Consider the following 6,760-nt stretch of genomic DNA (forward strand, 5'->3'; position numbering starts at 1 on the left):
ACTCCCACGTTTCAGGTGGGCCCGCCGAGCGCGCGGAAAGGTTGGATTTGCTGGCTTCCAGGCGACTGGAGAGCCGAATTTTTGTATGCCGAGTTGGGCCAAATTTCAAAAGTTGGGCCCATCTGTTGGCTCGGCGGTCAGGACCGCCCTGTCGCCGGCGGCACCGTCTTGAACGGGCCGTTCAGGCGGTCGCGGTAGACGCCGACGCCTTCCATGATGCGCTGGACGTAGTTCCTGGTCTCGCGGAACGGGATCATCTCGATCCAGTCCACCATGTCGATCTTGCCGGCGCGCGGGTCGCCGATCGTCTCCAGCCAGCGGGCGACGCGGTTGGGGCCGGCGTTGTAGCCCGCCAGCGCCAGCTCGTAGGAGCCGCCGAACTTCTGCAGCATCTCGGCGAGATACTGGCTGCCGAGCTGGACGTTGTAGGCGGGATCGCGCGTCAGCTTGTCCTGGATGAAGGGCACGCCGACGCGGCCGGCGACGTCGCGCGCCGTGCCGGGCAGGAGCTGCATCAGGCCGAGCGCGCCTGACGACGAGACGGCGGCGGCGTTGAAGGAACTCTCCTGGCGCGTGACCGCGAGCGCCAGCGCGCGTTCGATCGAGCCGGTGGCGCCGAGATCGACGACGGGGAAGGCGGCATCGAACAGGGTGACGCCGTTCTCGACGCCGCGCCGCGCGATGGTGAGCGCCACATCAGGGCGCCTGAGTTCCACGGCGAGCTGGGCCAGCAGCGCCGTCTCACCGGGCGCCGTGACCATGCGGGCGAGCCGCAGCAGGAATGGCCGCGCGCGGTCGTAGTCGCCGGCCTGGCCGAGGTAGCGCGCGACCGTCACCAGCTCGCGTCCGCCCAGCGCCTGGCGGTCGGCAGCGTTCGTGGCGGGATCGCTCGGCAGTTGCGCGGCGGTGCCGGGCAATTTGCGCGCGGCGAGCTGGCCGTAGAAGGTCTGCCCGAAGCCCGCGGCTTTCGCGTACCACTCGTTGGCGTCCTTGGTGCGCCCCGCGGTCTCATGGCTGCGGCCCAGCCAGTAGGCGGCGCGGCTTTTCGAGATGGCGGTCGAGACGCCGTCGTACAGCTTCTGGAAATGTTTCTGGCCGTCGGCCGGCTTCTTGAGATGCCGCAGCGCGATCCAGCCGGCGAGGAACTCGGCCTCGGCGAAGGCCACGCCCCTGGTCATGCCGTGCGCCGCGGCCACGGCATAGGCGTCGGCGGCGCGGTTGGCGGCTAGGAGATCTCGCGCGAGCTGGTTGCGCTCGTTCCACCAGGCGTCGGTCTGGTTGGCAACTGGTCCCGACATGACCGTCTTGGCCTCGTCGAGATTGCCGGTGCGCCGGAGCCACTGGGCACGCTCCAGCCGGACGGTCGGCTCGTTGAGGCGGGCGGCGGCGACGCCGCGCAGCACGGTGGGGGCGTCGGCGGCGCGTGTCGCCATCGCCAGGCGCGCATTGGCCACCGGCTGGTAGTCGGGCGGCAGCTTGGCCACCAACTCGCGCGCCACCTGCGGGCGGCCCCCCTGCAGGATGCGGTTGAAGCGGGCGATGTGGTCGGGCCCGGTGAGCAGATGGCCGTAGCGGTTCAGGAAATCGTTCTCGTCCGAAGCGCGGAAGGTCGCGTTCTGCCAGCTGTCGCGCGCGAACTTGGCCACGTCGTTCGGGCTCACCGTGTGCGCCGCTTCCAGGCGGCGCAGTTGGCCGGAGCTGGTGAGCGGCGGGAAGGCGGTGAAGTAGCGGAACACGTCGTTGGCCGGCGTCTCGGGCCCGATGCGCTCCTCGGCCTGGCGCCGCAGCACCTCCGGCTCCGGCCAGTCCGGATTCTCGCGCAAAAACCGCCACGTTGCGGCGAAGTCGGCCTCGGCCTTGGCGGCCACGCGCAGGATGCTCCAGTCGACGATGCGGGTGAGCAGCGGATTGCGGAAATTCGCCACCATCGCGCGGGCATCGGCGGTGCGGCCCTCGTCAACCGCTTTTAGCGCGGCAGCCAGCGTCGAGGCTTCGGCGGCCTCGAGCGGCTTGGACGAGGCGATCGCCTGGGCCACGTCGCTGGGCGGCGACGCAGGGGCGATGCCGTTGGGATTGCCAGGGGGCAGGACGGGCTGGGTCGTGGCGGCCGGCGGCGTCGTCGCCGGGCGTGGTGCCGTAGGGGCCCGCTCGGTCGGCACGCGCCGGACGCCGGTGTCGGGTGTTGCCGGTGCCGGCTGGTCCGCGCCTTGTCCGCGCAAAATCGTGACGCCGCCCTGCTGGGCAAGGGCGGGCACGCCCGCAAGCAGGGCGATGAGCAGGGTGAGGGGGACAAGAGATGTCTTCACACCAGGAATCGTAGGCAGGTACTTGCGGCATCACAATGGCAAGTTGCTCACCTTGCGGGGGCAGGGGGCGGGGCCTAGATTGACCCTTCCAAGGAAAAGCGGAGGAAACCCATGTTCACCGGATCGCTCGTGGCGCTGATCACCCCGTTCAAGAACGGTTCGGTCGACGAAAAGGGATTCGAGAAATTCGTCGCCTGGCAGATCAAGGAAGGCACCGACGGCTTGGTGCCCTGCGGTACGACCGGCGAGTCGCCGACTCTCAGCATGGAAGAGCACAAGCGGGTGATCGACATCTGCATCGCCGCCGCCAAGGGCTCGGGCGTTCCGGTGATCGCCGGCACCGGCTCGAACTCGACCGCCGAGGCGATCGAACTCACCCAGCACGCCAAGAAGGCCGGCGCCGACGCCGCCATGCTGGTCGTGCCCTACTACAACAAGCCGACCCAGGAAGGCCTGTTCCAGCATTTCAAGGCGGTGGCCGACGCCGTCGACATCCCGATCCTGCTCTACAACGTGCCGCCCCGCACCGGTGGCGACATGCAGGTCGAGACCGTGATCAGGCTGTCGCAGGTCAGGAACATCATTGGCATCAAGGACGCCTCCTACGACATGGCGCGCCCGACCTTGACCAAGCTCAAGGCCAAGAAGGGCTTCCTCCAGCTCTCGGGCGAGGATGCGAGCGCCGTGGGCTTCCTGGCCCAGGGCGGCGACGGCTGCATCTCGGTGACGGCCAACGTGGCGCCGCGCCTCTGTGGCGACATGCACGACGCCTGGAAGAAGCGCGACCTCGACAAGGTGTTCGAGCTGCAGGACCGATTGATGCCGCTGCACAAGGCGATGTTCTGCGAGACCAGCCCGGGTCCGGTGAAGTACGGCGCCGAGCTGCTTGGCCAGGCAAGTGCGGAGATGCGCCTGCCGCTGGCGCCGATCGCCGAGAGCAGCAAGAAGGCGGTACGTGAAGCGATGATGCACGCCGGCCTGATCAACTAACCGAGCTCACATTGGCGAAGAAACCGGAGCCTGGGCAGACAGTCGTCGCCCAGAACCGCAAGGCGCGGCACAACTACTTCATCGAGGAGACCTTCGAGGCCGGCCTGTCGCTGACGGGAACCGAAGTGAAGTCGCTGCGCGGCGGGCGCAGCACGATCGCGGAGTCCTACGTGACGGCGATCGAGGGCGAGGCCTGGCTGGTCAACGCCACCATCCCCGAATATTCCAGCGGCAACCGCAACAATCATGAACCGCGCCGGCCGCGCAAGCTCCTGCTGCACCGCAGCCAGGTCAACAAGCTGATCGGCGCCATCCAGCGCCAGGGCCGCACCGTCGTGCCGCTACAAGTCTATTTCAACGAAAAGGGCCGGGCCAAGCTCGAGATCGCGCTGGCGCTGGGCAAGAAAGCGCACGACAAGCGCGCCACGATCAAGGAACGCGACTGGCAGCGCCAGCGCAGCCGCCTGCTCAACCGGACCTAGGGCGGGAAGAGGCCGCTAGCGATGATTCTCTCGGAAGAACAGATCCTGATCCGCGACACCGCCCGCGCCTTTGCACAGGAGCAGGTGCTGCCCCATGTCCGGGCCTGGGAGGCGGCGGGCGAGATCCCGCGGCCGCTGCTGGCCGAGATGGGTCGCCTGGGCTTCATGGGCATGTGCGTGCCGGCCGAATGGGGCGGCGCCGGTGCCGACATGATCTCCTACGTGCTGGCGCTGGAGGAGATCGCGGCGGCCGACGGTGGACTCTCGACGGTGATGAGCGTCAACAACTCGCCGGACTGCGCGGCGCTGCTGGCCTATGGCTCCCCGGAGCAGAAGGAGACGTGGCTGAAGCCGCTGGCCCGCGGCGAAGTGCTGGGCGCCTTTTGCCTCACCGAGCCGCAGGCCGGCTCCGACGCCTCGAACCTCAGGACACGGGCCGAGCGCCGCGGCAACGGCTGGGTGTTGAACGGGGTAAAGCAGTTCATCACCTCGGGCCGCACGGCCGACATGGCGCTGGTCTTCGCGGTGACCGACCCGAACTCTCCCAAGCGCGGCATCTCTTGCTTCATCGTGCCGACCAGGACGCCGGGCTACCGCGTGGCCTCGATCGAGAAGAAATTGGGGCAGAAATCTTCCGACACCTGCCAGATCGCCTTCGAGGACTGCGCCGTGGGCGCCGACGCCATGCTGGGCGCGGAGGGCGAGGGCTACCGGGTGGCGCTGGCCAATCTGTCGGTCGGCCGCATCGGAATCGCGGCCCAGTCGGTCGGCATGGCCCGGGCGGCGTTCGAGGCGGCGCGGGCCTATGCCGGCGAGCGCGAGGCCTTCGGCACCAGGATCATCAACCACCAGGCCGTGCAATTCCGCCTGGCCGACATGGCCACCAAGATCGCCGTTGCCCGGCAGATGGTGTGGCACGCCGCCACGCTTCGCGACGCCGGCCAGCAATGCCTCACAGAGGCCGCAATGGCGAAGCTATATGCCTCGGAGATGGCCGAGGAGGTGTGCTCGGCCGCAATTCAGATCCACGGCGGCTACGGGTACATGTCCGACTACCTGGTGGAGAAGATCTGGCGCGATGTGCGCGTCTGCCAGATCTACGAAGGCACCAGCGACGTGCAGCGAATCCTGATCGGCCGTGGTTTGGCAGCCCTTTAGGGCCCGCCTTTGACTTGTCCCCGGACCGCCCGCATGCAAAACTCAGCGGCTGTGAAGAAGAGGCCGCACAAGCGGTCGGGGGAACAGGGGGAGCCGGGCGACGGATGGTCGGTCGTGCGCCGTAATTTCTTAGTCATTCTCGCCATCACCGCAGGCTCGCTTGCGGCGACGGGTGTCGTCGCCCAGGACAAGCCCAGGGCGGCTGACATCGGGCCGCCGCCGGCGCGCATCCTGAAGATGCAGACTGCCTTCAATCCCGCCCTGCCGGGCTCCGGCGAAGGGGTTCGAGTCTTCACCAAGACGGTCAAGCAGATGTCGGGGGGGAACCTCGCCATCAAGATCATCGAGCCCGGCCGCATCTGCCCCACGCCCGACATGCTCGACGCCATCGTCGCCGGCGACCTCGAGGCCGCCTTCACCTGGTCGGGTTATGCGGCGGCCAAGGCGCCGGTCTTCGGCGTTTTCGCCACCATCCCGTTCGGCCCCGGGCCTGAGGACATGACCTCATGGATGCTCGAGGGCGACGGCGGCCGCATCCATCGCGACGCCTACGAGAAGCTCGGCGTCACCGGCATTCCCTGCGGCGTGCAGGGCGGCAAGGGCGGCGGCTGGTATCGCGGCGACCTCAACACCGTGGCCGACTTCAAAGACAAGAGGCTGCGCTTCGGCAAGTTCGCTGCCGAGGTCGTGGCCCGGCTCGGTGCCACGGTGGTGCCGCTGCCGCCCGGCGATTTCTTCTATCAACTGCAGCAGGGCAAGGTGGACGGCGGCGAGATGTCGACGCCCGCCATCGACGCCTCGCTCGGCTTCGACAAGCTCGGGCTGCCATATTACCTGCCGGGCTGGCAGCAGCCCTCGGCGGTGCTCGATTTCCTGATGCGCAAGGACAAGTGGGAGCAGTTGCCGCCCGCCCAGCGCGCGCAGATCGAAACGGCTTGTCGGGCCAACATCGTGTGGATGCTGAGCCGGTCGCCCAACGTGCAGGGCCTGGCGCTCGAGAAGCTGCGTGCATCGGGCGTCGTCATCAAGCAGTGGTCGCCGGAGTTGCTTGCGGCTTTTCGCATGCACGCCGACGCGGTGCTGAGGGAGCAGGCCGAGCGCGATCCGGCTTTCGCCACGGCACTGGCCAATCAGCGCGCCTTCGTCGCGCAGGGCGCCGCCTGGCGCACGCTCTCCCGCCTGCCCTGATCGTCTCGCCGCCGGCCTTGCACGCGGGCCCTGGTACGGGCAGTTTTGCCCCGCCATGACAATCCTCACCTCCGAAGTCGATACCCGCTCCGACGCCTTCAAGCGCAACGCTGAGGCAATGCGCGCCCAGGTCGAGGACCTGCGCCGCCGCACCGAGCAGGTTCGCCTGGGCGGTGGCGCGGCGTCGCGTCAACGCCACGTCTCGCGCGGCAAGCTGCTGCCGCGCGAACGGGTGCGGGCGCTGCTCGATCCCGGCTCGCCGTTCCTCGAGCTGTCGCCGCTCGCAGCCATGGACATGTACGACAACGAGGCGCCGGGCTCGGGGGTGATCACCGGCATCGGCCGCGTGAGCGGCGTGGAATGCGCGATCGTCTGCAACGACGCCACGGTGAAGGGCGGCACCTACTATCCGATGACGGTGAAGAAGCATCTCCGTGCCCAGGAAGTGGCGATGGAGAACCGTCTGCCCTGCATCTACATGGTCGATTCCGGCGGCGCCAACCTGCCGCAATGGCCCGAGGTGTTTCCCGACAAGACCCATTTCGGCCGCATCTTCTACAACCAGGCCAACATGTCGGCGCAGGGCATCCCGCAGATCGCCGTCGTGATGGGCTCCTGCACCGCGGGCGGCGCCTA

The 6,760-nt window shown here is 68.2% G+C and carries 6 protein-coding genes; 5 read left to right on the forward strand and 1 reads right to left on the reverse strand.

Going from position 1 to position 6,760, the window contains the following annotated elements; all coding sequences use genetic code 11:
* Nucleotides 1–137: 137 nt before the first annotated feature.
* Nucleotides 138–2,306: a lytic transglycosylase domain-containing protein gene (locus tag EPO55_RS02215; protein WP_296334755.1), complete on the reverse strand. Its 2,169-nt coding sequence runs from the start codon at nt 2,304–2,306 to the stop codon at nt 138–140.
* Nucleotides 2,307–2,417: 111 nt separating this feature from the next.
* On the opposite strand from EPO55_RS02215, the gene dapA reads away from it, so the two are divergent.
* The 5 genes from dapA to EPO55_RS02240 all read left to right on the forward strand — a co-directional run.
* A complete protein-coding gene (dapA, locus tag EPO55_RS02220) occupies nt 2,418–3,296 on the forward strand; it encodes a 4-hydroxy-tetrahydrodipicolinate synthase (RefSeq protein WP_296334756.1) in 879 nt (292 codons plus the stop codon).
* Between the two features lie 11 nt (nt 3,297–3,307).
* On the forward strand, nt 3,308–3,778 hold the full coding sequence (smpB, locus tag EPO55_RS02225) for an SsrA-binding protein SmpB (protein WP_296334757.1): 471 nt from the start codon (nt 3,308–3,310) through the stop codon (nt 3,776–3,778).
* A gap of 21 nt (nt 3,779–3,799) precedes the next feature.
* Nucleotides 3,800–4,936: an acyl-CoA dehydrogenase family protein gene (locus tag EPO55_RS02230; RefSeq protein WP_296334758.1), complete on the forward strand. Its 1,137-nt coding sequence runs from the start codon at nt 3,800–3,802 to the stop codon at nt 4,934–4,936.
* Nucleotides 4,937–5,050: 114 nt separating this feature from the next.
* On the forward strand, nt 5,051–6,124 hold the full coding sequence (gene dctP, locus EPO55_RS02235; RefSeq protein WP_296334759.1) for a TRAP transporter substrate-binding protein DctP: 1,074 nt from the start codon (nt 5,051–5,053) through the stop codon (nt 6,122–6,124).
* A 55-nt stretch (nt 6,125–6,179) separates the two neighbouring features.
* A partial coding sequence (locus EPO55_RS02240; protein WP_296334760.1) for a carboxyl transferase domain-containing protein occupies nt 6,180–6,760 on the forward strand: 581 nt, incomplete at its 3' end.

The organism is Reyranella sp. (assembly GCF_004296935.1).
In the GTDB taxonomy this organism is placed as follows: domain Bacteria; phylum Pseudomonadota; class Alphaproteobacteria; order Reyranellales; family Reyranellaceae; genus Reyranella.